This is a genomic window from Achromobacter animicus, from assembly GCF_040775605.1.
GTDB classification, from domain to species: Bacteria; Pseudomonadota; Gammaproteobacteria; order Burkholderiales; family Burkholderiaceae_B; genus Achromobacter; species Achromobacter animicus.
Genome location: NZ_JAYGJK010000001.1, coordinates 734,375 through 756,470, shown reverse-complemented (window position 1 = coordinate 756,470; position 22,096 = coordinate 734,375). Strand labels below are relative to the sequence as shown.

Below are 22,096 nucleotides of genomic sequence, written 5' to 3'. Positions count from 1 at the left end.
CGGCTCAGGCCAGCAATCCCACCACGACGGCCGGCGTGACCAGCACGTTGAACAGGCCAGCCATCACCATCACCAGGCCCGCGACCGCGCCTTCTTCGGCGGCAAGCTCGCGGGCCTTGGCCGTGCCGGCGCCATGTGCGCCCATGCCAAACAGCGCGCCGCGCGCCAGCGCCGAGCGCAGCCGCAGCCAGCGGCACATGAGCTGGCCGATGGCAGCGCCGAAGACGCCCGTGACGATGACGAAGACCGCCGTCAGGTCAGGCACCCCGCCCACGTGGGAAGACACCGCGATCGCGAACGGCGTGGCGACCGAGCGCGGCAGCAGGCTGAGCCGCAGGTCCGGCGGCAAGTCCAGCAGGCTGCCCAGCAACCACGCGCTGATGCCCGCGATGCCGCTGCCCACGGCCACGCCCGCGGCCAATACCGGCCAGTACCGCCGGATCAGCGCCCGCTGCTCGTAAAGCGGCAGCGCGAACGCCACGATGACCGGGCCCAGCATGGCCATCAGCCAGTGCGAGCCGGACATGTAGTCGCGATAGCCGGTATGCAGCAGGATGGCCAGCGTCAGCAGAAGCGCGGGCGCGACGACCAGGGTGGATGTCCACCAATAGGCGAAGCGGCGGTAGAACAGGCGCGCGCAGACATACGCGGCGACGGTGGCCGCCGGCCAGAACAGCAGGTTGAATTCAGGCCGCACGGCGGTTCATCCAGCGATAGCAAAGATCGATCGTCAGCGCCGTGCCGGCCATGACAAGCGCCGTGCCGAGCAGGATCACGGCGAGCAGCTTCACGCCGAGCAGGCCGAGAAACTCGCGATGGTCCAGCAACGACATCACCGCCGGCACGAAGAACAGCAGCATTTCCCCCAGCAGCCAGCTCGCCCCGCGCTGCACGTTGCGCACGCGCAACCGCCGCGTCGCCAGCAGGACCAGCACCAGCGCCATTCCGATAACGCCGCCCGGCACCGGCAGCCCTGAGGCCTGCGCCATCGCCTGGCCCAGCACGGAAAAAAGGACGATCAATGCAATCTGCAGCAAACGGCTGCGGCGCAGCGCGCTGCGGATGAGGACGGAATAGCGAAAGCGGGGCATGAGACGAAGATCCAGCGGCAAGCCCTTGTTTTACGCTTCGTGGGCGCATAGATAAAATGAATTCGATGAATCCCATTTATTCCAAACTGGCATAGCGATGGAACTGCGAACGTTGCGCGCGTTGGTGGAGGTCGTCAGGCAAGGCGGTTTCTCCCAGGCGGCCAAAGTGATCCACGCGACCCAACCCACGATCAGCAAGGCCGTTCGGCAGTTGGAGGACGAGCTGGGCATGCTCTTGCTGGACCGGCAGGCGCAGCCGCTGCGGCTGACGGCCGCGGGCGAGATCGTGTATCGGCGCGCCCTGAACATGCTGGCCGAACGCGACGATCTGAACGCCGAGCTGGATGACCTGAAGGGCCTGAAACGGGGTGTGCTGCGCCTGGGCCTGCCGCCGCTGGGCAGCAGTTCGCTGTTTGCGCCGATGTTCGCGCGCTTTCGCAGCCGCTATCCGCGCATCGAGATCAGCCTGGTCGAACACGGCAGCCGCCGGCTTGAAGAAATGGTGATGGCCGGTGAAATCGAACTGGCGGGATCGCTCAAGCCCGTGCCGGACCACTTCGAATGGCAGCCCGTCGCACGCGAACCGCTGGTGGCGCTGATGCCCGCCGATCACCCACAGGCCCGCGCCGAGTCGGTGGGGCTGCACGACCTGCGCGACTCGCCCTTCGTGCTGTTCGAAACAGGGTTTGCCCTGAACCGCATCATCCACGACGCGTGCCAACGGGCGGGGTTCGTCCCGACCATCGCCGCGCGCAGCGGTCAGATCGATTTCATCGTGGCGCTGGTGGCGGCGGGGCTGGGCGTGGCGTTTCTGCCGCGCATGAAGGCCAACGAGGAACTGCATGCGAGCGTGGCTCGCGTGCCTTTGCGTGATTCGGGGACGGACTGGGAGATGGTCCTGGTGTGGCGCCGTGGCGGTTATCTGTCGTATGCCGCGCAGGCATGGCTGGCGTTGACGCGCGAGGTCCACCCGGGCGCCGCCTGATGGCGGGCCGCGCCCGGACCGGCAAACATCGGGACAAACTTCCGGCGCCCGCGCCGGAGTATGCTGATGCCGGAACCCGGCCCGACTTGCCGGGTCAGATCATTCATGCCCGCCCTGCCCCGACTCTCCGCCCGCCGCCTGTTTGCCGCCGCCGTGCTTGCCGCCGCCGGCGTGGTCGGCTGCTCTCAACTGGATTCCTGGCAGCGCCAGACCATTTTTTCGCCACAGTCCGAGCCGCAATCCTGGTGGCGGGACCCTGCCGCGGGAACGCAGGTCTACGACCTGACGCTCGACAACGGCGACAAGATCCGCGCCTGGTATCTGGCCAGCCCCAAAAAAGGCGCCCCCACCGTGCTGTATCTGCACGGCGCGCGCTGGAACCTGAATGGCAGCGCGTTCCGCATCGACGGCTGGAGCCGTATGGGGTATTCCATACTGGCGATCGATTACCGCGGCTTCGGTGCGTCCACGCCGCGTCTGCCCTCCGAAGACAGCGCGCTAGAGGACGCCATGGCGGGCCTGAAGGAACTGGCGCGCCTGCAGCCCGATCCGGCGCGCCGCTTTGTGTACGGCCATAGCCTGGGCGGCGCAATCGCCATCGATCTGGCCTCACGTCCCGAGCAACCGGACTTCGCGGGCCTGATCGTGGAATCCAGCTTCACCAGCATCGGCGCCATGCTGGCCACGCTGCGCTGGGGCAACGTGCCCGGCGCCAGCCTGCTCGTCACGCAGCCGTTCGCATCCGTGGACAAGCTGGCCCAGCTGCACACGCCCATGCTGTTCATGCACGGCACGGCCGACCGCGTGGTGCCTCATACCATGAGCGACGAACTCTTTGCCGCTGCCCGCAACGTGGCGCCCGAATTGAAGCGGCTGGTGAAAATAGAAGGCGCCTCGCATTCGGGCGCCTTCCGCAGCGGCACACAGTATGAGACCGCTGTCAGAACCTTCATGCAGGACGCGAGCCAGGCATACGAGCGCAAGAAGGGTTGACGAGGCGTCAGACGCCGGCGGCAGCGGCGCCGCTGCGGCGGGACAGCCACGCGATCACGCGGGGACGGCTGCGGTCGTACGCCAGGTTGTAGAAGAACGCGTAGGGCAGATAGAACAGCACCAGCGCGATGTCCAGCACGAAGGCTTCCCACAGGCTGATGTTGAGCCACCAGGCCGCCAGCGGAATCACGATCAGGATCAGGCCGAACTCGAAGCCGAACGCGTGCAGTACGCGGATGCGGAACGTACGGGTCCAGCCGAAGCGGTTTTCGACACGGTCGAAGCCAGCGTTGTAGATCATGTTCCAGACCAGCGCGATCCAGGCGATGACCGCGGTCAGCACGCCCATTTCGAACAGCGACTTGCCCATGGCCCACGCGGCCACGGGCGCACACAGGCCGATGGCGATAATTTCGAACAAGAAGGCGTGGATGAAACGTTCTTTTAGGGTTTTCTTGGCTTGGGTCATGACCCACCTGCGGTCGATTGCTGAAGAGTGACCGCATTGTCCGCGACATTTCCGGTACGAAAAAGATAATATCCATCGGAAAAACCGATACACCTACCGCCGGGCTACTTATGCGCCACTCACTCGAATCCCTCGCCGCCTTCGCCCAGGTCGCCTCTGAAGGCTCGTTCTCGGCTGCGGCCCGCAAGCTGGGCAAGAGCCAGTCCACCATCAGCGAGACCATCGCCAATCTCGAGGTGGACCTGAACGTCGCGCTGTTCGACCGCAGTCAGCGCCAGCCTTCCCTGACCGCCGCCGGCAAGGTGCTGCTGGGGCAGGCCTTGCAGGTGCTGGCCGCCAACGATCGCCTGAACCGCAGCGCCAGCCAATTATCCGAAGGCCTGGAACCCCGGCTCACGGTCGTGCTATCCGACACGTTCCAGTCGCGCACGTTCGAGGCCATGCTGAGCCAGATCGACGCGCGCTATCCGGCGCTGCGCTTCGAATGCCTGATCGCGGAATACGAGGACGTGGTGGCGCTGGTGCAGCAGGGCCGCGCGCACGTCGGGCTGATGGCGGCGCAGGAAAGCTATCCGCCGGACGTCGCCCACGCGTGCTTGGCGGAACGCTCCGAAATCGTCCTGTGCGTGGGGCGCTCGCATCCGCTGGCCAGTTTGCCGTCGGTCACGTCCGATCAGCTGAAGACCGAACGCGAGCTGCGACTGAGCACCTACGAACTGGACGACAAGGAGGCCACGCCGGCCCATTCGACGTGGTCGGCGCCGGGCTATCTGATGCTGCTGGAAATGGCCAGCCTGGGCTTCGGCTGGACCGAACTGCCGCGCTGGATGATCCAGCGCTTCGGCCGCGACCAGCTCGTGGAATTGAAGGTGCCGGGTTGGCCGCGCCACATCCATGTCGACGCGGTCTGGTCCACCCGCCGCGCGCTGGGACCAGCGGGCGCCTGGCTGCTGGAAAGCCTTACGCAGGGATAGCGCGCGCCGCCACGGGCAACAAGGGCTCCGCGTGCGTCAATGCCAGGCGCGTGATGCTGACGCCATTGGCGCGCAGCCATTCACCCAGCTTCGGATCGGCCAGCACGTCGAATTCGGCGCGCCGCTGGCGAGCCATGGCGCTGCCCCGCTCGCTGCCCAGTGCCGGATGACACATGACGAGATCGCCTTCGCGCGCGTTGAACAGCCAGGTTTGCAAGAAGTGCGCGTAGCGGCGCTTGCCGCCGTCGAACGCATAGACGCCCAGCAGCCGCCTGTTGGTCCGCAAGCCGCTTGAACGGGCCTCGCGCGCCAGCGCCGACGCCCCCAACGCGCCGATCACGCGCGCCTTCACCGACTCCTTCAGCGGCATCCCGCACTGCATGCCGGGCGCGGTCTGGCGCAGCCAGGGCGCCTGCGCGCCCGCCTGCGTGCCATAACGTCGCGCCATTAATGCCAGCAAGCGCTGGCGGATGCCGGGCAGCTGATGCACATGCTGGTGTCCATCCACATAGTCCGGCGCCCGGCCGAACGCCGCCTCGAACGCATCGAACTGCCGGACAAGCTGCGCCTCGACCCACGCCGCGTCGAGCAGGCCGGCGTAGGCCTTGAGGATCAGCGCGCCCAACGCGGGCATCGGTTCGGCGCCCGCGCTCAACGTTTCCGACAGATTCAGGTGCAGGCCGATGTCCACATCCAACGCGGCGAGCCGCGGCGCGTTGGCCGCGAAGGTGGGTCCCAGCGTCAGGCAACTGACCGCACTGACGCGCCCCATGCCGGCCAGCGCAATCATGCCCTCGTCGACATCCGCATTCATGCCAAAATCATCACCGCACACCACGACGCGTTTGCTCATCGCCGCCTCTCCGTCTTTCTGTCCGCCACATCCCACATGCGCGCCCTCATCCGGCAAATCAGCCTTTTCATCGCCGTCGGTTGCGCCGCCGCGGCAACGCATTGGGCCGTTGCCGTGGGCTGCGTCGAAGCGTTCGGCGCCCCCCCGCTGGCGGCCAACCTGATCGGCTGGATGGTCGCCTTCGTGGTGTCCTTCAGCGGCCATTACCGGCTCACGTTCCGACATTCGCCCATCCCCTGGACCGTAGCGGCCCGTCGTTTCCTTTTCATTTCAGCGATCGGCTTCTTGATCAATGAAACGGCCTACGCCTGGCTGTTGCAGGCCACCGACGTGCCGTACGACACGCTGCTGGCGCTGATTCTGATCGGCCTGGCGTTCGCGACATTCATCGCTAGCCGGCTGTGGGCGTTCCGGCACAAAGCCGGTTCTTAAGCGCCGCGTCCGCCTGCAGTAACCACATTGCATGCCGGGCACTGGCGACGGCAGGCTTCACGCCTTGCAGCGGCGCGTAGACCGCGCCGTCGCCATGATTGCCCCACACCCAGAACCGCGAGCCCTCGGGCGCCGCGCACAAGCGGGCATTGAACTGGGCCGCGCTGACCAGCACCTGCGCCCCGGTGACCGGATCGAACTTGGCGGCGTCGTACAGTTCCTTGCGCCAGTTGTCGCGCACCGGCACTTCAGGATTGCGCCAGTCGTCCACGACCCACGTGGGCCGCGGCGCACGCGCGTACAGCGCCAGATCGAAGGGGTAGGCGTGCAGCGAGACAAAGGTGTCGTCCGGCCGCGCCTCCTGCCGCACCAGCGTGGCCAGCGGCGCGGCGCTGCCTCGGGCATTGAACGCCGCAACACCCACCGCGATGACGCAGATTCCCGCCGCGACGGCGGCGCTGATGCGCACCAGCCGCGGCGTCATCACGCCGGTCTGGCCACGCCACGCCGACAGGATGACCTCGGCCAGCAGAAAGGCCAGCGGCGCCAACGCCGGCAACACATAGCCGACCAGCTTGGAATGCGGCAATGAAAAGAACACCACCACCACGGCGAACCACACCGCCGCCAGGCGCCGCAGGCTGCGCGCGGGACCGGGTGCCCAGTAGGCGCGGCGCAGGATGCCGCCGCCCCACAATGACCACGGCAGGCTCAGGCCAGCCAGCACCGGCAGGTAGAACCAGAACGGCTGGGCGTTGTTGAAGCCGCTGGCGGCGAAGCGCTGGAAATGCTGATAGACGAAGAAATAGTCGTAGAAGCCGGGATACCGCACCTGCATCAGCACGAACCACGGCGCGGCGACGGCCACGAACACCAGCAGCGCCGGCGGCCAGAACAGTGCCGCCAGCCCGTGCCACCGCCGTTCCCAGACCAGCCAGAGCAGCAGGATGGCGCCCGGCAGCACCAACCCGATCAGCCCTTTGGCCAGCACGGCCAGCGCGGCCAGCGCCGCGGCAGCGACGGACATCCCGCGCGCCCCTTCCCCGCGTTCGACGCGCAGCGCGGTTTCAGCGGCGGCCAGGACGCACAGCGTGATGAGGCCCGCAACCAGCATATCCAGGTTGGCAAACTGCGCGCCCCCATAGAAGAACGGCATGGTGCAAAGCGCCAGCACGGTCAGCGTGGCGGCAAACGCATCGCGATGACGCCGCACGAAAACGTACAACCCGGCGGCAGCGCCCCAGGCGGCCAGCCAAGACGGCACGCGCGCCGCCCACGGATGCACGCCGAACACCGAGAACGACAGCTCGGTCAGCCAGTAGTACAGCGGCGGCTTGTGAAAGTAAGGCATGCCGTCCAGCAGCGGCACGGCGTGTGAGCCGCTGCGCAGCATGTCCCAGGCCACGCCGGCATAGCGCCCTTCATCGGGCAAGGTCAGCGGCCGCATCCACGCCAGCCAGGCCAGCCAGATGCCGACGGCCAGCAAGAACCGTCCTGTCGGCGGGGTCCATTCGGAGCGCGCCGGTGTGCTGTAGTCCGCCATCATCAGCCCTGCGCCTTGCCAGCGGGTCGGCCGCGGCTGCGCCGCACGACGAACAGCGGACGGCCCTTCACCTCGTCGAAGATGCGGGCCACGTATTCGCCCACCACGCCCAGCGAGATCAGATTGACGCCCGCAAAGAACAGCACCGCGGTGACGATGGTCGTCCACCCGGAGACAGCGTTGCCGGACATCAGGTAATCACCCACGAGAAAGGCCGCATAGGCCAGCGCCAGCACGGCAAACGCCACGCCCACCAGGCTGACCATGCGCAGCGGCCACGTCGTGAATGCCGTCAGGCCGTCAAGCGCCAGGCGAAAAAGGCGCAGCCCGCTATAGGTGCTGGTCCCGTGCATGCGCTCGTCCGGCGTGTAGGGCACGGCCTCGCCCTTGAAGCCGACCCAGGCATACAGGCCCTTCATGAAGCGGGTGCGCTCGGGCAGCGCGATCAGCGCATCGACCACGCTGCGGTCCATCAGCCGGAAGTCGCCGGCGTGCGCTGGCACCTGCACGCCGCGTGCGTTGCTGAGCAACTGATAGAACCAGCGCGCGCCCGAGCGCTTGAGCCAGGATTCGTCGGCGCGGTCGCGCCGCACGGCGTACACCATCTCGGCCCCCGCGGCCCATCGCGCCAACATCAGCTCGATCAACGCGGGCGGATGCTGCAGGTCGGCGTCCAGGCAGATGACCACGTTGCCGCTGGCGGCTTCCAGACCTGCGCTCAGCGCCGCCTCCTTGCCGAAATTGCGGGACAACTGCACGTGGCGAAAGCCTTCGTGCTCGGTCCATTCGGCCATCAGCGCGTCCGTGCCGTCGGTGCTGCCGTCGTCGGCCACGATGATCTCCCAGCTGGTGCACAGCGCGGAGAGCCGGTTGCGCAGCAGCGGCAGCAGCACGCGCAGGTTCTCGCACTCGTTCAGGCACGGAATCACGCAGGTGACGCGGATGTCATACGGCACGTCGGCGGCCTGCGGCGGCCACACGGACCTGAGCGGCAGGGATTTTGCCAGCACCTGCGGCGCTGGCGGGTCGGACCGGAACTGGATGTGCATGGGGTTCTGCAATGACGGAATACGGGACACGATGCGGTGCAGTATGCGCAGGGGCTCGTCGAATTTTCATGAAATGCCGGCCCGCGCCTGGCCGCTAAAATGACGGGCATCTCCAGTCTTCCGGTTGTCATGCAATACCAAGTCCGTCCCATGCGGGCCAGCGATGTGGACGCCATCCTGCAGGCCCAGGCCCTTGCCTATCCTCAGTTCCTGCTGGAAGGTGCCGGCTTCTTCCTGAACCGTCTCGCGCTTGCGCCGCAATACTGCTGGGTTGCCCAGCCCGGCACGCCAATGTCTTCGGGCGGGTTGCTGGGCTACCTGATTTCCTACCCGTGGGACGCGGGCCTGCCCCCCGCCCTGGACGTGCCGCTAGCCGCGCTGCCGGCGCGGGCCGATCACTGGTTTCTGCATGACTGCGCGGTCGTGCCGGCGGCGCAAGGCACGGGCGTGGGTCAGGCGCTGGTGGGCGCCGCCGCCGCAAGCGCCATGGACAACGGCCTGACGCGCGCCAGCCTGGTGTCCCTGGCATCGGCGGCCGGCTATTGGTTGCGTCATGGCTACGCGCCGTTCGCGCCGCAAACGCCGGGTATCGCAGAAAAACTGGCGGGCTACGGCGAGGGCGCCAGTTACATGTCCCGCGCCTTTCCCTTCCCCGCCGCACGCCCGTTGCGCGCCTGACGGCGTCCCCCACCCCGTGTACAGGTGCACTGGCCTGGACGTAAGATAGCTTCGCAGTCCGCGAACGATGCGGCGGAAGATGGCCTGAACAGCGGGCTTGAACATCGGGTTTGAACAGCTAGTCTTGCTGCGCCCCGGCGGGGCGCGAAGGTTCATATGATCTCCCTTTCGCCCGTCCAATCCCTCCTCGCCTGCTGCCTCGTGCTCGTCATCGGACGGGTCATGACCACGCGCATCGGCGTCCTGGCGCGCTACAGCATTCCGGACCCCATCGTAGGCGGCCTGCTGTTCGCCGTACTGGCCTATCTGTTGTCCACCTGGGGCGGCGTCGCCGTCTCGCTGGAGACCAGCATCAAGCCCACGCTGCTGCTGCTGTTCTTCGGCTGCATCGGGCTTACCGCCAACCTCAAGCTGCTGGCGCGCGGCGGGCCCCGTCTCATCGCCTTTCTCCTCGCGTTGATTCCGTTTCTGGTCCTGCAGAACGCCGTGGGGCTGGGCATGGCATGGCTGCTGGACATGCACCCGCTCATGGGCCTGCTGGGCGGCACGATCACGCTGGTGGGCGGTCACGGCACCGGCGCGGCCTACGCGACGCGCTTCGCCGACTTCAACAACATCCAGGACGTCATGCCGCTGGCCATGACGGCGGCGACGCTGGGACTGGTGCTGGGCGGCGTGGTGGGCGGCCCCGTGGCGGAATGGATCATGCGCCGCCACAAAGTGTCGGGCAGCCTCGACCATACCGCGGCCGAAGGCCACCAGGCCGCCGACCTGAATGAAACGCATCAGCCGCCCACCCCCGGTACGTTCATCCTGTCCATGACCGCCGCGTTCGTCTGCCTGGTCGTCGGCGGCATGCTGGCAGCGCTGGTGGAAGATGCCCCGGTCAGCCTGCCCAACTTCCTGTGGTGCCTTGCGACCGGGGTACTCATCCGCAATGCAGGGCCGCTGGTGGGCATCCGGCTCGACGATCGCGCCACCGACATCATCGGCACGATCTCGCTATCGCTGTTTCTGGGCATGACGATGATGACGCTGGACCTGTCCAGCGTCGCGCGTCTGGCCGGCCCGCTGGCGCTGATGCTGGCGGTGCAGACGCTGGTCTGCGCGCTGTATGCCGCCTGGGTGGTGTTCCGGCTGCTCAAGCGCGACTACGAGGCCGCCATCATGTCCGCGGCATTCTGCGGCTTCGCGCTGGGCGCCACCGCCACCGCCATCGCCAACATGCAGGCGCTCACGCGCCGCCACGGTCCGGCGCCGGAAGCCTTCATCGTGGTCCCCGTCACCGGGGCCTTCCTGGTGGACATCCTGAACGTGATCGTCCTGAGTTCGCTGATTTCCTTGCCGTTCGTGGGAGGGATGTAGCCATGTTCAAAAGACTCTTGATGGTCCTGCTGTGCGCGGTGCTGGCCGCGTGCGGCCGCGCGCCCGACGCGGACGCCCTGCGCGTGGACGTCACGCGCAGCCTGGATGCGACCTATGGGCAGGACCTGTTCCGCGTCGCGGATCTCAAGCGCATGGGGTCGGCCACGGACAGCACCGCCCCGGCGGGCGAAACCCGGCGCGTCGTGTACTACGACATCGACCTGGAACTGACGCGCGACATTTCGCTGGGCGCATGGGATCAGCCCGGCGCGGCGTCGCTGGTGACGTTGCTGGGCGCCGGTCCCCGCAGCATCAGCGGCGTGAAGTCCGGCGGCAACAAGGCCGGCGATCGCATCATTGCCCACGCCAGCGCCATCTACCGCGAAGCGGACGGCGCGTGGAAGCTGGTGACGCCCGCAGGCTTCAAGGCGGCCGAGGCGCCCTCGCTGGACACCGGGGCGCCGCCGCCCGTCACGCGCCAGCTGCTGGACACGCTGGACCAGATCACCCACTCGGTAACCTACAGCGCGTCCAGTACGGCCCAGCATGTGGTCCAGCAGGAGCTGGAACGCTCGGTCGCGCGCATCAATGGCCGGCTTTCCCGGCTCCAGCAGGGTTATCCGTTGGCCGGCGGTCCGGACCGCGGCGAGTACCTGGCCTTTTCCCGCGCCCTGAGCGACGTGGCGCGCGCGCGCCAGATCCGGGTGTCGCCGCTCATCACCGGCGGCGGCGCCGACAACATCGCATTGCTGCGCAGCGGCGACGCCGTCGTCGGCCTGGCGCAGGCCGACACCGCACAGATGGCCTACGAGGGCACGGGTCCCTTCGCAGGTCAGGGGCCCTTTCCCGGCCTGCGTGCGCTGGGCAGCCTATATCCGGAGATGGTCCACATCGTCGTGCGCGACGATCCCGCGCTGCGTGGCGTGCGAGATCTGAAGGGCAAGACGATCGCATTGGGTCCCGAAGGGTCAGCCGTGCGCGCTACCCTGCAAACTGTGCTGGCCGCGCATGGCCTGCAGGCCGGGCGCGATTACCAAGTGTCCGACACCCCGTTTGTTGCCGCCCTGCCGCTGCTGCAATCCGGGGCGGTCGACGCCGCCGCCCAGGTGATCGGCGTGCCCGCCACGCCGCTGCGCGACGCGCTGATTCCCGCGCAGCTCAAGCTGCTGCCGCTTGACGCCGATGCCATCAAGACCCTCACGGCCGGCGACAGCGTGCTGATGCCGCTGGACATCGCGGCCGGCACGTATCCCAATCAGCAGGAACGCATCCCCACGGTGGGCGTGGCGGCGCTGATGCTGACCACCACCGACCTCACGCGCGACGAAGCGCTTGTGGTCGTGCGCGCGGTCTACCAGGCCGGCCAGGACCTGCTGGCGGCCGGGTCGACGCAGGGCTCGCAGGTATCGGCGGCCACCGCCCGGCTCGGCCTGAGCGTGCCGCTGCACGACGGCGCCGAGGAAGGAATCGCCCAACTGGAGCACGCCAAACCGCGCTGACGCGCGTTGCGTCTATGATGGCGCTCCCTATCAGGAATTCCGATGAACAAATTCGATCTTCAAAAGAACCAGGCCCTCAAGCTGGCCGGCCAACTCAAGCAATCGGCGACGCCCGACCGCTTTGGCGCCTCGTCCCAAGTGCCCGACCGCCGCGAGCAGCGCAAGCTGGATCAGGCCGCCGGTCTGGTGCCCTTCCCGCTGAAGCTGTCGCAGGCGCAGGCCGACAAGCTGCGCGCCGCCGCCGCCGAACGCGGCGTGTCGACCAACGACCTCGTGGCCGAGGCGCTTGAGAAAGCGCTGAGCAAGTAAACGCGATGCACATCTGGGTCGACGCGGACGCGTGCCCCGGCGTCATCAAGGACATCCTGTTCCGCGCCGCGCAGCGCTGGCAGGTGCCCTTGACGCTCGTGGCCAACCAGGCGCTCTACACGCCGCCGTCGCCGCTGATCCGGGCCGTGCAGGTGCCGCGCGGCTTTGACGTGGCCGACGCGCATATAGTCGAGCGGGCGGAAATAGGCGACCTGGTCATCACCGGCGACATTCCGCTGGCTGCGCAGGTGCTGGAAAAAGGCGCGATGGCGCTAAATCCCCGCGGCGAACGCTATTCGCCGGAAACCATCCGCGAACGGCTGGCGATGCGGGACATGATGGAAGAACTGCGCGCCAGCGGCGTGGACACGGGCGGCCCGTCGTCGTTCAGCCAGTCCGACCGCAAGGCGTTCGCGAACCAGCTCGACACGCTGCTCGCGCGGGTGGCCCGCCAGCAGGCGCAGAAAAGCTGAAAACCGCCGGCAGGGCCAGCGGTCAGTTATCAGCGGTCAGTAGAAGGTGATGTATGCCTTGTAGATGATCGCGCCGATCGCGGTGACAAGGCCCAGGCCCATCAGGGTCATGCCGAGATTGCGGTCACGAAACCCGAAGCCGATCAACATGAGCGCCACGCCGGTGCAGATGATGATGAGCATGGTGTTGGTATGCGGACCCATGGCCTTCTCCTGTTTTGCTCGGCAGCGATTCGCCGTTTTATCGATGATAGACAGGCGTGGAACAGGCTTGGCGCAACCGAAAGCTGGCCGATTGCGACAGATCAGAAGAAGATTAATGAATCAAAAACAAAAAAGCCAACCGATGAAGGTTGGCTTTTTGCTTGAGCATTACTGCCCGAAATACTGACTGCCCGAAGAACAAAACCGATATCGCTAATTACTGCTGCATTACTGCTACGACATGGGCGTTGTCTTTTGGGGCTCTTCGAAGGCTGTTAAGCCCCAGAAGGTCTTTGGTGGGTAGTACTGGGTTCGAACCAGTGACCCCTGCCGTGTGAAGGCAGTGCTCTACCACTGAGCTAACCACCCCGAAAGAGGCGAAATAATAGCACGAATTTTTAAACGTGCGCAAGTCGCCTCGGGAAAACTTTCAAGCGGATGCCGCCACAGGCGCATCGAGCTTGCGCCAGATGCTCTCGCCGCCCACGCTCTTGTCCAGCGCAGCCACGTAAGCTTCGTGCTCGGCCAGCTCTTCGGCGTTGGCGTACAGCACCGGCAGCCCCGATGCGTCGAACTTTGCCAGCACCAGGCCATCGCTGCCGGTGCCCGCATTGTCGTCCACGTCGATCAACAGCGCGTCCTGGCCGCGCGTCATCGCCAGCCAGACTTCGGCCAGAAGCTGCGAGTCGAGCAATGCGCCGTGCAGCGTACGGTGCGCGTTCGAGATGCCGAAGCGGTCGCACAGCGCGTCCAGCGAGTTGCGCTTGCCGGGGAACAGCGACCGGGCATGCAGCAGCGAGTCGGTGACGGTCTCGCAGAACTCGGTGATGGGACCGCGGCCGGTCTTGGCAAGCTCGGCGTTGAAGAACTTCACGTCGAACGCGGCGTTGTGCGCGATCAGCTCGGCGCCCTGGATGAACTTGACGAATTCGTCCGCGACCTCGGAAAAGCGCGGCTTGTCCGACAGGAACTCGGTAGTCAGCCCGTGCACCGCGAGTGCCTCGGGATCGCTGTCGCGGTCCGGATTCAGATAGATGTGCAGGTTGTTGCCCGTGGCCATCCGGTTGACGAGCTCCACGCAGCCGATTTCGACGATGCGATGACCCTGTGCAGGGTCCAGTCCGGTGGTTTCAGTGTCAAAGATGATCTGGCGCATAACGATTCCGACCCGTCGATTCCGACGGGTCTATTCCGAAGGGTTTATTCCGATGCTTGAGGCTGCGAGGCTGGCGGCGTGTGCGATTGATGCGCTTCGCTGCCGGACTCGCCTGCCTTCTTGCGTGCGGTGGCAATCAGCGTGTAGGCCACCGGCACGACGAACAAGGTCAGTAGTGTACCCAGCAACAGCCCGCCGACCAGAACCCAGCCGATCTGCTGCCGCGATTCCGCCCCCGCGCCCGTGGACAGCGCCAGGGGGACGGTACCCAGGACCATGGCGCCCGTCGTCATCAGAATGGGCCGCAGGCGCAGCACGCTGGCTTCGACCACGGCCTCGAACAGTTCCCTGCCCTCGTCGCGCAACTGGTTCGTGAATTCCACGATCAGGATGCCGTGCTTGGTGATCAGGCCGACCAGCGTGATTAGCCCGATCTGGCTGTAGATGGACAGCGTGCCGCCCGTCAGCCACAGCGCCAGCAATGCGCCCGTCATGGACAGCGGCACCGACAGCATGATGATGAACGGATTGCGCCAGCTTTCGAACTGCGCGGCCAGCACCAGATAAATGAACGCCAGCGCCATCGCGAACACCAGATAGATGCTGCCCGACGAATCGCGGAACTCGCGCGACTGGCCGTCCAGGTCCGTGATGATCGTGTTCGGCAGGACCTCGCGCGCCACCTGGTGCATGTGTTCCAGCACTTCGCCCAGCGCATAGCCGGGCGCGACAGCCGCGTCGATCTTCACGGCGCGCAGGCGGTTGAAGTGGTTGAGCGACTGCGGCGACACGCCTTCGTGCACGCCCAGCAGGTTGTCCAGCTGGACCATGCTGCCGTCGCGCGCGCGCACGTAGATGCCTGAAATGTCGGTGGGATTGGCGCGGTCGCGCGGCGTGACCTGCACGATCACGTCGTACTGCTCGCCTTCGTCCTTGTAGCGGGTGACCTGGCGGCCGCCCAGCATGGATTCCAGCGTGCGGCCCACGACGTCCACGTTGGCGCCCACGTCGGCCATCTTGTCGCGGTCCACGCGCACGCGCAGCTCCGGCGTGTTCAGGCGCAGGTCGGTGTCCAGGTTCAGCAGGCCGGGATACTTGCGCAGCTCGGTCAGGAAAATCTGGGTCAGCCGCGACAGCTCTTCGTACGAGGCCTGGCTCATGATGATGAACTCAACCGGCTTGGATCGGGCCGACTGGCCCAGCGACGGCGGATTGGTCGGAAAGGCGCGCACGCCCGGCAGCGACGCGAACTGCGGCTGCAACTGCTGCGTGATGGTCTGCTGCTTGCGCTCGCGTTCTTCCCAGGGCTTCAAGCGCAGGATCGCCGTGCCGTCCGTGACCGTGGGAAAGCCCACCGTGACCTGGCTGCCGCTGGCTTCCGGAATGTCGGCATAGAACTTCTCGATGCCCAGCATGCTGTCCAGCGTGTAGTTCAGGGTCGCGCCCTCGGGCGCGTTCACGATGCCGAACACCACGCCGCGGTCCTCGACCGGCGCCAGCTCGCTCTTGACCACCTTGAACAGCACGCCGCTGCCCGCGGCCACGGCCAGGCCGATCACCACGACGATCCAACGATGCCGCAGCGACGCGCCCAGCATGCGGCGATAGCCGTTGCTCATGCCGTTCAGCCAGCCTTCGATCAGGTTGTACCAGCGGCTATGGCTGGTCTCGTGCCGCAACAGCACGGAACACATCATGGGCGTGAGCGTCAGCGCCACGAAGCCCGACACCAGCACCGCACCGGCCAGCGCCAGCGCAAATTCAATGAACAGCCGGCCGGTGCGCCCCGTGGCGAACGCCAGCGGCGCATACACGGTGACCAGCGTCATGGTCATGGCGACCACCGCAAAGCCGATTTCCTTGGAGCCGCGCAGCGCCGCTTCCTTGCGTGGCATCCCGTCCTCGATGTGGCGGTAGATGTTCTCCAGGACCACGATCGCGTCGTCCACCACCAGGCCGATCGCCAGCACCATGGCCAGCAGGGTCAGCGTGTTGATGGAAAAGCCGAACAGGTACATCAGCGCACACGCGCCCACCAGCGACACCGGGATGGTGACGATGGGAATGATGCTGGCGCGCAGGTTGCGCAGGAAGAAGAAGATCACCAGCACCACCAGCACGATGGCCTCGATGATGGTGTGGAACACGGAATCGATCGACCGCTCGATGAACACGGACGAGTCGTACGCGATATTCAGCTTCATGCCGGCCGGCAGGGTCTCGTTCAGCCGGGCGACTTCCTGGCGCGCCGCCTTGGACAGTTCCAGCGGGTTGGCCGTGGACTGCCGCGTGACGCCGATGTTGATGGCGGGCTTGCCATTGAAGCGGGACAGGATGCGGTCATTGGCTGCCGCGATCTCGACCTTGGCCACGTCGCGCATCCGCACCGGATAGCCCTTCACGTTGGCGACGATCACGTCTTCAAACTGGGCCGGCGTCTGCAGGTCGGTCGCGGACACCACCGAGAATTCCCGCGCGCGCGATTCGATGCGCCCCGCCGGAATTTCCACGTTCTGACTGCGCAGCGCAGCTTCTACGTCCTGCACCGTCAGGCCGTACGCGGCCAGCTTGTCGCGGTCGACGTAGATGCGCATGGACGGCAGCCGCTCGCCAAAGACGCGCACCTCGGCCGCCCCCGGCAGCACCGATAGACGGGTCTTGATATAGCGGTTGATGTAGTCGGACGTCTGGATGGCCGAGAACGATCCGGATTCCACCGCGATGTAAATGATGGGCTGGGAATCCGCCTCGACCTTGCCGATGATGGGCTCGTCGATCTCATCCGGCAGAAAGCGCCGCGCGCGCGAGACCTTGTCGCGGACTTCGGCCGCCGCGGCGTCCGGGTCGCGCGTCAGGTTGAACTTGATGTTGATCTGGCTGCGCTCGGACCGGCTGCGCGAGGTCATCACGTTCACGCCTTCGATGCCGGCCAGCTGGTCTTCCAGCGGCTTGGTCACCTGCGATTCGATCACCTCGGGTGAGGCGCCCTTGTACGTGGTGTCGACCGACACGATGGGTTCGTCGATCTTGGGGTATTCGCGCACCGTCAGGCGCGAATACGAGATCAGACCGATCAGCACGATGATCAGCGACAGGACCGACGCGAACACCGGGCGCTTGATACAGGTTTCCGAGATACGCATGGCGCTATCGCTGAAAGGGTAAGGGGCCGGCTATTGGCCGTTGCCCACGATGGTCACGGGCGCGCCATCGGTCACGCGCTGCAGGCCCGAGACCACCAGCTGGTCGTTCAGGGCGACGCCGGTCAGGATCTCGACACGGCCCTCGCGGCGCTCGCCGATGGTCACTTCGCGCCGATGCGCCACGCCGTTCTCGACCCGGTAAACGTACTGCGTTTCGCCCGACGGCGATAGCGCGGCCTCGGGCGCGACCAGCGCCTTGTCCTCGTTGAACATCAGTTGCACCCGCGCGAACATGCCGGGGCGCAGCACGCCGTCCTGGTTGGCCACGGTGGCGCGCAGCAGGATCGACCGGCCGCCCGCGTCGACCAGCGGGCTGACCGCGTAGACGAGTCCCCGGCGCTCCTGGCCGGGCAAGGCGTCCAGGCGCAGCGTCAGTTGCTGGCCGACCCGCACCTTGCTCAAGTACATCTCGGGCACGCGGAAATCCACTTTGAGCGGATCGATCGCCTCGAGCGGCGCCAGGTCCTGCCCCTGATTCACGTAGTCGCCCACCGACACGCTGCGCAGGCCAACGATGCCCGCGAATGGCGCGGTAATCGTCATCTTGTCGAGCCGCGCCTGGGCCAGCGCCACGGCGGCCTCTTGCACCTTCAGCGTGCTGGCCGACTCGTCGCGCGCCTGCTGGCTGACGAAGCCCTTGCCCTGCAGCTCGACGGCGCGGCGGTAATGGCTCTGCGCCAGCGTGAGGTTCGCGCGCGCCTGCGCAAGTTCAGCCCGCGGCACCGAATCGTCCAGGCGGATGAGCAACTGACCCTGCTTGACGGGCTGGCCTTCCTTGAAATCAATGGCCTGGATGCGCCCGGCCACTTCGGGGCGGAGGACGACGGACTCATCGGAACGCAGGCTGCCCACTGCGGACAGGCCGCGTGCAAAGGGGATTTCCTGGACGGCGGCCACGGCCACGCGGGACGGCGCGGCGGGCGCGGCTTGAGATTTGGTGGTGACAGGGGCGGGAGCGGCGGACGGCGCCAGCCAGCGCGGCACAAACACGCCGAGCGCGGCCCCCGCGGCCAACCCTGCCGCGACGGCGGCCAGCAGTACAGCTTTTTTCATGCGCGAAAGTGGCGGTGTTGCGGCGCGGACCGGGCATGCCCCACTCGGACGTCGCCGCAGGAACTGGAGGAAGGGAAGGCACTTTAGCACCCGGATTTACATACTGGAACAATCCTGAAGCGCGATGAAAGAACTAAATCTGCCCTAGTGGGCCGATTTGAGGGTATTTCCGGATGCCGGCGGGGCGGCTGATTCCGGTCAGGCGCGGCGCGCGACGTCGACGCCCATGTTGGCAAGCTGGTCGGCGCGCTCGTTGCCGGGGTCGCCCGCGTGACCGCGAACCCAGCGCCAGGACACCGTGTGCCGCTGCACCTGCTCATCCAGCGCCTGCCAGAGCTCGGCATTCTTGACCGGCTTTTTCTCGGCGGTGATCCAGCCGCGCCGTTTCCAGTTGGCCAGCCACTCGGTCATGCCCTTCATGACGTATTGCGAGTCGGTGTGGATGGTGACGACGCACGGACGCTTGAGGGCGCGCAGGCCTTCGATGACCGCCAGCAGTTCCATCCGGTTGTTGGTGGTCTGGAGTTCGCCGCCATGCAGCGTCTTTTCGTGCGCGCCGGCGCGCATCAGCACGCCCCAGCCGCCGGGACCCGGATTGCCCTTGCAGGCGCCGTCGGTCCACATTTCCACTTTCTGATCGTTCGCTTTGTTGTCCTGCATGGTGCTGCGTGCGTGTCCTTGTTCTTGCAATGTGAGGCCGGCCCGGCCGTTCAGGAGGGGTCGAAGCCGTCGTCCGCCTGGCGGTTGACCACCACCGACGCCGCGCGTGCGCGCTTGGGTTTGGTCTTCCAGGCAGGCCCGATGATACGCATGCCCGTCACGCGCTTGACCGCCGAGACCATGTAGACCGCCCCGCCCAGGCTCCACCAGCGGGCGCCGGCGGATTCCAGGAAGCCCCAGCGCTGCAGCCATTTTTCGCTGCGGCAGGCCGGCGCGTAGCAACCGAACTGGCTTTCATCGACCTCCAGCGACAGCAGCTTGAACCAGTCCTTGAGCCGCACAAGCGACACCTGGGACGACGGCGGCTGCGGCAGCCAGGGCTCCATGCCGGGCATGCGGGTGCGCGCGCCCCACATGCTCCAGGGATTGAACCCCGAAATGACGACCCGCCCCTCGGGCACCAGCACGCGCTCGACCTCGCGCAGCACGTTGTGGGGATCGGGCGTAAGTTCGAAGGTGTGCGGCAGGATCAGGAGATCGACGCTTTGCGATTCGAACGGCAGGGCCTCGGGCTCTGCGACGACCACGCGCGACTGCCAGCCGGGCATATTTTCCGGCGCAGGGGTCTCGGTGCCCACATAGCCCTTGAACGGCATCCGGTTCGCCCGCAACAGGTTCAGGTCGGCAAGGCCGACCTGCCAGGCGTAATATCCGAAGACATCCGCGACGGCCGCGTCGAACTGGGCCCGTTCCCAGGCCAGCACGTACTGGCCCGGCGGCGTCTGGAACCATTCGGCCAGTTCTACAATCGGCGGAGTTTCTTCTGCCACGTTTTTTCCTTCGAATCCCATGCAAGCCTTGACCGCCCCCGCAGGCGGCCGCGAACGCAACGCCGCGGTCTTGCCTTTGCCAGCCTTTTCCGACAACTACATCTGGGCAATCGTCCAGGACGGCCTGGCGGCTGTCGTGGACCCCGGCGAAGCCGGCCCCGTGTTGCAGTTCCTGGATCAGCATGGCTTGAAGCTGCGCGCCATTCTACTCACGCACCACCATGGCGACCATGTGGGCGGCGTGCTCGAATTGTCCCGCATCGAGGGCATCACCGTATATGGTCCGGCGCGCGAAAAGCTGCCGCGCTGCGACGTCCGCCTGGCCGAAGGCGACCGCGTGACGCTGCCGGAACTGGACCTGGACCTGACCGTGCTTGACGTCCCGGGCCACACCGCCGGGCACATCGCCTATGCCGGCCGCGCGGCCGGCGTCGAGCACGCGCTGTTCTGTGGCGACACGCTTTTCGCGGGGGGCTGTGGCCGGCTTTTCGAAGGCACCCCAGCGCAAATGTTTGATTCCTTGGAAAAATTTTCCGCTTTACCGCCGGATACAAAAGTTTTTTGCGCACACGAGTACACTCTAGCGAACCTTCGCTGGGCATCGGCCGTCGAACCGGCCAACCGCGACCTGCAAACGTGGCACCTGCGGGCCCAGCAATTACGCGCGGATGGTCACCCCACGCTTCCTTCGACCATCGGCCAGGAACGCGCGACCAATCCGTTCTTGCGCACGCAGCAGCCCGACGTCGTCCAGGCCGCCGCAAGCTGGGCCGGACGCCACCAGCAAACGCCGGTAGAGGTTTTTGCCTCCCTTCGTGAATGGAAGAACGATTTCAAGTGACCACCTGATGAATCTATCCCGACTCCTTCTGCCGCTCATGCTGGCAGTCCTCGCCGGTTGCGCAGGAACCAAAGCCCCCGATAGCAAGAACCTCACCACCAATTCCCAAGGCCGATACATCGCCCGGGACACTTCCCGCACGATCGACCTGACCAACCCGCCGGCCGACGCCTGGGACCGCATCCGCCGCGGTTTCGCGATCCCCAACCTGAATACCGACCTCTCCAAGCAGTGGACCGACTACTACGCGTCCCACCCCGAGGCGGTCCAGCGCATGGCGGAACGCGCAGGCAAATACCTGTACTTCATCGTCGATGAGATCAACCGCCGCGGTCTGCCGACCGAGCTGGCGCTGCTGCCCTTCGTTGAAAGCGCGTACAACCCGACGGCGCTGTCCCGCGCGCAGGCCTCGGGTCTGTGGCAGTTCGTGCCGGCCACGGGCCAGCATTTCAACCTGAAGCAGGACTGGTGGCGCGACGAGCGCCGCGATCCCATCGCCTCGACCAACGCGGCCCTGGACTACCTGGAAAAGCTGTTTGAAATGCAGGGCGACTGGTACCTCGCCCTGGCCTCTTACAACTGGGGCGAAGGCTCGGTGCAGCGCGCCATGGCCAAGAACGAGGCCGCCGGCCAGAACACCGACTACCTGTCGCTGAACATGCCGGACGAGACCCGCAACTACGTGCCCAAGCTGCAGGCCATCAAGAACATCATTGCGGATCCGCAGCGCTATGCCGTGGCCCTGCCGCCCGTTGGCAACACGCCGTACTTCGTGACGGTGCAGAAGAACAGCGACATCGACCTGGAAATCGCCGCCAAGCTGGCCGAAATGCCGCTGGACGAATTCAAGGCCCTGAACCCGTCCTTCAACCGCCCGGTCATCCGCGGCGACCACGGCCCCACCCTGCTGCTGCCGGCCGACCGCGTCGAAATCTTCAACGCCAACCTCACCAACTACAAGGGCGACCTGTCCGCCTGGAAGGTCTACCACTCCCGGCGCGGCGAGTCCTACGCGGCCATCGCCAAGCGCTTTGGCGTGTCCGAAGCGTCGCTGCGCGAGACCAACGACATCAGCCGCCGCCAGAAATCCGCGAACGGCCAGGCGCTGCTGGTGCCGGGCGACCCCGGCACCGGCGGCGTGCAGATCGCATCGCTGGCCCCGCCGGTGGGCGCGCTGGACGCGGCGCCGCAGGACAACAAGGCCGCCGCCCCGCGTGGCCGCACCACGCAGGCGCCCGCCGCCCGCGTTTCCAGCGCCCGCCCCAACGTCCGCAGCCACAAGGTCCGCCAGGGCGACACCCTGTTCTCGCTGGCCAAGCAATACGGCACCACGGTCGACGCGCTGCGTGCGCTCAACAACATCAAGGGCAGTGCCCTGAAGATCGGCACGCAGCTCCGCGTGCCTGGCACAAACGCGCGCGGGTAACCCCCGCCAC

Annotated in this window: 23 protein-coding genes and 1 tRNA gene; 11 read left to right on the top strand and 13 right to left on the bottom strand. The window is 66.4% G+C overall.

The genetic code is table 11. The features are described from left to right. Window positions 1–4: 4 nt before the first annotated feature. The gene (locus AB3147_RS03340) at window positions 5–697 is read right to left on the bottom strand and encodes an LrgB family protein (RefSeq protein ID WP_367351421.1); all 693 of its coding nucleotides are present in this window, start codon (window positions 695–697) and stop codon (window positions 5–7) included. Then, window positions 687–1,091 carry a CidA/LrgA family protein gene (locus tag AB3147_RS03335; RefSeq protein ID WP_218342136.1) on the bottom strand — a complete coding sequence of 135 codons (405 nt, stop codon included), beginning with the start codon at window positions 1,089–1,091 and terminating at the stop codon, window positions 687–689. Before AB3147_RS03335 ends, AB3147_RS03340 begins: the two co-directional genes overlap by 11 nt. 97 nt (window positions 1,092–1,188) lie before the next feature. Between AB3147_RS03335 and AB3147_RS03330 the strand changes: the two genes are divergently transcribed. Continuing rightward, complete coding sequence (locus tag AB3147_RS03330; RefSeq protein WP_175125380.1) at window positions 1,189–2,076, top strand: LysR family transcriptional regulator; 888 nt, start codon at window positions 1,189–1,191, stop codon at window positions 2,074–2,076. Between the two features lie 105 nt (window positions 2,077–2,181). Then, complete coding sequence (locus tag AB3147_RS03325; protein WP_218342138.1) at window positions 2,182–3,069, top strand: alpha/beta hydrolase; 888 nt, start codon at window positions 2,182–2,184, stop codon at window positions 3,067–3,069. A gap of 7 nt (window positions 3,070–3,076) precedes the next feature. Here the strand turns inward: AB3147_RS03325 and AB3147_RS03320 are convergent, their stop codons facing one another. Beyond that, a complete protein-coding gene (locus tag AB3147_RS03320; protein WP_191578168.1) occupies window positions 3,077–3,538 on the bottom strand; it encodes a multidrug/biocide efflux PACE transporter in 462 nt (153 codons plus the stop codon). A gap of 110 nt (window positions 3,539–3,648) precedes the next feature. Here AB3147_RS03320 and AB3147_RS03315 point away from each other — a divergent pair, with 110 nt between their 5' ends. Continuing rightward, window positions 3,649–4,512 (top strand): LysR family transcriptional regulator, encoded by an 864-nt coding sequence (locus tag AB3147_RS03315; protein ID WP_218342139.1) that lies wholly within the window; start codon window positions 3,649–3,651, stop codon window positions 4,510–4,512. Here AB3147_RS03315 and AB3147_RS03310 read toward each other — a convergent pair. After that, on the bottom strand, window positions 4,499–5,365 hold the full coding sequence (locus AB3147_RS03310) for a ChbG/HpnK family deacetylase (protein ID WP_218342141.1): 867 nt from the start codon (window positions 5,363–5,365) through the stop codon (window positions 4,499–4,501). The genes AB3147_RS03315 and AB3147_RS03310 overlap by 14 nt on opposite strands. A 36-nt stretch (window positions 5,366–5,401) precedes the next feature. On the opposite strand from AB3147_RS03310, the gene AB3147_RS03305 reads away from it, so the two are divergent. Then, window positions 5,402–5,797 (top strand): GtrA family protein, encoded by a 396-nt coding sequence (locus AB3147_RS03305; protein WP_367351420.1) that lies wholly within the window; start codon window positions 5,402–5,404, stop codon window positions 5,795–5,797. On the opposite strand, the gene AB3147_RS03300 is transcribed toward AB3147_RS03305, so the two are convergent. Both AB3147_RS03300 and AB3147_RS03295 read right to left on the bottom strand, forming a co-directional pair. After that, entirely contained in the window at window positions 5,757–7,340 is a 1,584-nt protein-coding gene (locus AB3147_RS03300) for an ArnT family glycosyltransferase (protein ID WP_367353515.1), read from the bottom strand. The genes AB3147_RS03305 and AB3147_RS03300 overlap by 41 nt on opposite strands. A 2-nt stretch (window positions 7,341–7,342) precedes the next feature. Continuing rightward, on the bottom strand, window positions 7,343–8,389 hold the full coding sequence (locus AB3147_RS03295) for a glycosyltransferase family 2 protein (RefSeq protein WP_175139075.1): 1,047 nt from the start codon (window positions 8,387–8,389) through the stop codon (window positions 7,343–7,345). A gap of 150 nt (window positions 8,390–8,539) precedes the next feature. Here AB3147_RS03295 and AB3147_RS03290 point away from each other — a divergent pair, with 150 nt between their 5' ends. The 5 genes from AB3147_RS03290 (at window position 8,540) to AB3147_RS03270 (ending at window position 12,713) form a co-directional block, all read left to right on the top strand. Further along, window positions 8,540–9,067 carry a GNAT family N-acetyltransferase gene (locus AB3147_RS03290; protein WP_218343230.1) on the top strand — a complete coding sequence of 176 codons (528 nt, stop codon included), beginning with the start codon at window positions 8,540–8,542 and terminating at the stop codon, window positions 9,065–9,067. A 156-nt stretch (window positions 9,068–9,223) separates the two neighbouring features. Further along, on the top strand, window positions 9,224–10,432 hold the full coding sequence (gene gltS / locus AB3147_RS03285; RefSeq protein WP_175186380.1) for a sodium/glutamate symporter: 1,209 nt from the start codon (window positions 9,224–9,226) through the stop codon (window positions 10,430–10,432). A gap of 2 nt (window positions 10,433–10,434) precedes the next feature. Beyond that, complete coding sequence (locus AB3147_RS03280) at window positions 10,435–11,931, top strand: TAXI family TRAP transporter solute-binding subunit (protein WP_367351419.1); 1,497 nt, start codon at window positions 10,435–10,437, stop codon at window positions 11,929–11,931. Between the two features lie 42 nt (window positions 11,932–11,973). Beyond that, on the top strand, window positions 11,974–12,240 hold the full coding sequence (locus AB3147_RS03275) for a hypothetical protein (RefSeq protein WP_286939685.1): 267 nt from the start codon (window positions 11,974–11,976) through the stop codon (window positions 12,238–12,240). Between the two features lie 5 nt (window positions 12,241–12,245). After that, on the top strand, window positions 12,246–12,713 hold the full coding sequence (locus AB3147_RS03270; RefSeq protein ID WP_367351418.1) for a YaiI/YqxD family protein: 468 nt from the start codon (window positions 12,246–12,248) through the stop codon (window positions 12,711–12,713). 36 nt (window positions 12,714–12,749) lie between these two features. Here the strand turns inward: AB3147_RS03270 and AB3147_RS03265 are convergent, their stop codons facing one another. The 7 genes from AB3147_RS03265 to AB3147_RS03235 all read right to left on the bottom strand — a co-directional run bounded on the left by AB3147_RS03265 (window position 12,750) and on the right by AB3147_RS03235 (window position 19,819). Further along, on the bottom strand, window positions 12,750–12,917 hold the full coding sequence (locus tag AB3147_RS03265; RefSeq protein ID WP_175125403.1) for a hypothetical protein: 168 nt from the start codon (window positions 12,915–12,917) through the stop codon (window positions 12,750–12,752). A 294-nt stretch (window positions 12,918–13,211) separates the two neighbouring features. Further along, window positions 13,212–13,286, bottom strand: a tRNA-Val gene (locus AB3147_RS03260). 61 nt (window positions 13,287–13,347) lie between these two features. Then, entirely contained in the window at window positions 13,348–14,073 is a 726-nt protein-coding gene (dnaQ, locus tag AB3147_RS03255) for a DNA polymerase III subunit epsilon (protein WP_175125405.1), read from the bottom strand. 44 nt (window positions 14,074–14,117) lie between these two features. Then, window positions 14,118–17,216 (bottom strand): efflux RND transporter permease subunit, encoded by a 3,099-nt coding sequence (locus tag AB3147_RS03250; RefSeq protein ID WP_218342152.1) that lies wholly within the window; start codon window positions 17,214–17,216, stop codon window positions 14,118–14,120. Window positions 17,217–17,246: 30 nt separating this feature from the next. Then, the gene (locus AB3147_RS03245; protein ID WP_367351417.1) at window positions 17,247–18,329 is read right to left on the bottom strand and encodes an efflux RND transporter periplasmic adaptor subunit; all 1,083 of its coding nucleotides are present in this window, start codon (window positions 18,327–18,329) and stop codon (window positions 17,247–17,249) included. A 198-nt stretch (window positions 18,330–18,527) separates the two neighbouring features. Continuing rightward, window positions 18,528–18,989, bottom strand: a complete 462-nt coding sequence (rnhA, locus tag AB3147_RS03240) for a ribonuclease HI (RefSeq protein ID WP_175139095.1) — start codon at window positions 18,987–18,989, stop codon at window positions 18,528–18,530. 50 nt (window positions 18,990–19,039) lie between these two features. Beyond that, window positions 19,040–19,819: a class I SAM-dependent methyltransferase gene (locus AB3147_RS03235; protein ID WP_175139096.1), complete on the bottom strand. Its 780-nt coding sequence runs from the start codon at window positions 19,817–19,819 to the stop codon at window positions 19,040–19,042. A 19-nt stretch (window positions 19,820–19,838) separates the two neighbouring features. On the opposite strand from AB3147_RS03235, the gene gloB reads away from it, so the two are divergent. After that, complete coding sequence (gloB, locus tag AB3147_RS03230; protein WP_175125415.1) at window positions 19,839–20,660, top strand: hydroxyacylglutathione hydrolase; 822 nt, start codon at window positions 19,839–19,841, stop codon at window positions 20,658–20,660. Window positions 20,661–20,667: 7 nt separating this feature from the next. Beyond that, window positions 20,668–22,086 carry a transglycosylase SLT domain-containing protein gene (locus tag AB3147_RS03225; protein WP_175139097.1) on the top strand — a complete coding sequence of 473 codons (1,419 nt, stop codon included), beginning with the start codon at window positions 20,668–20,670 and terminating at the stop codon, window positions 22,084–22,086. The last annotated feature ends 10 nt before the right edge of the window (window positions 22,087–22,096 follow it).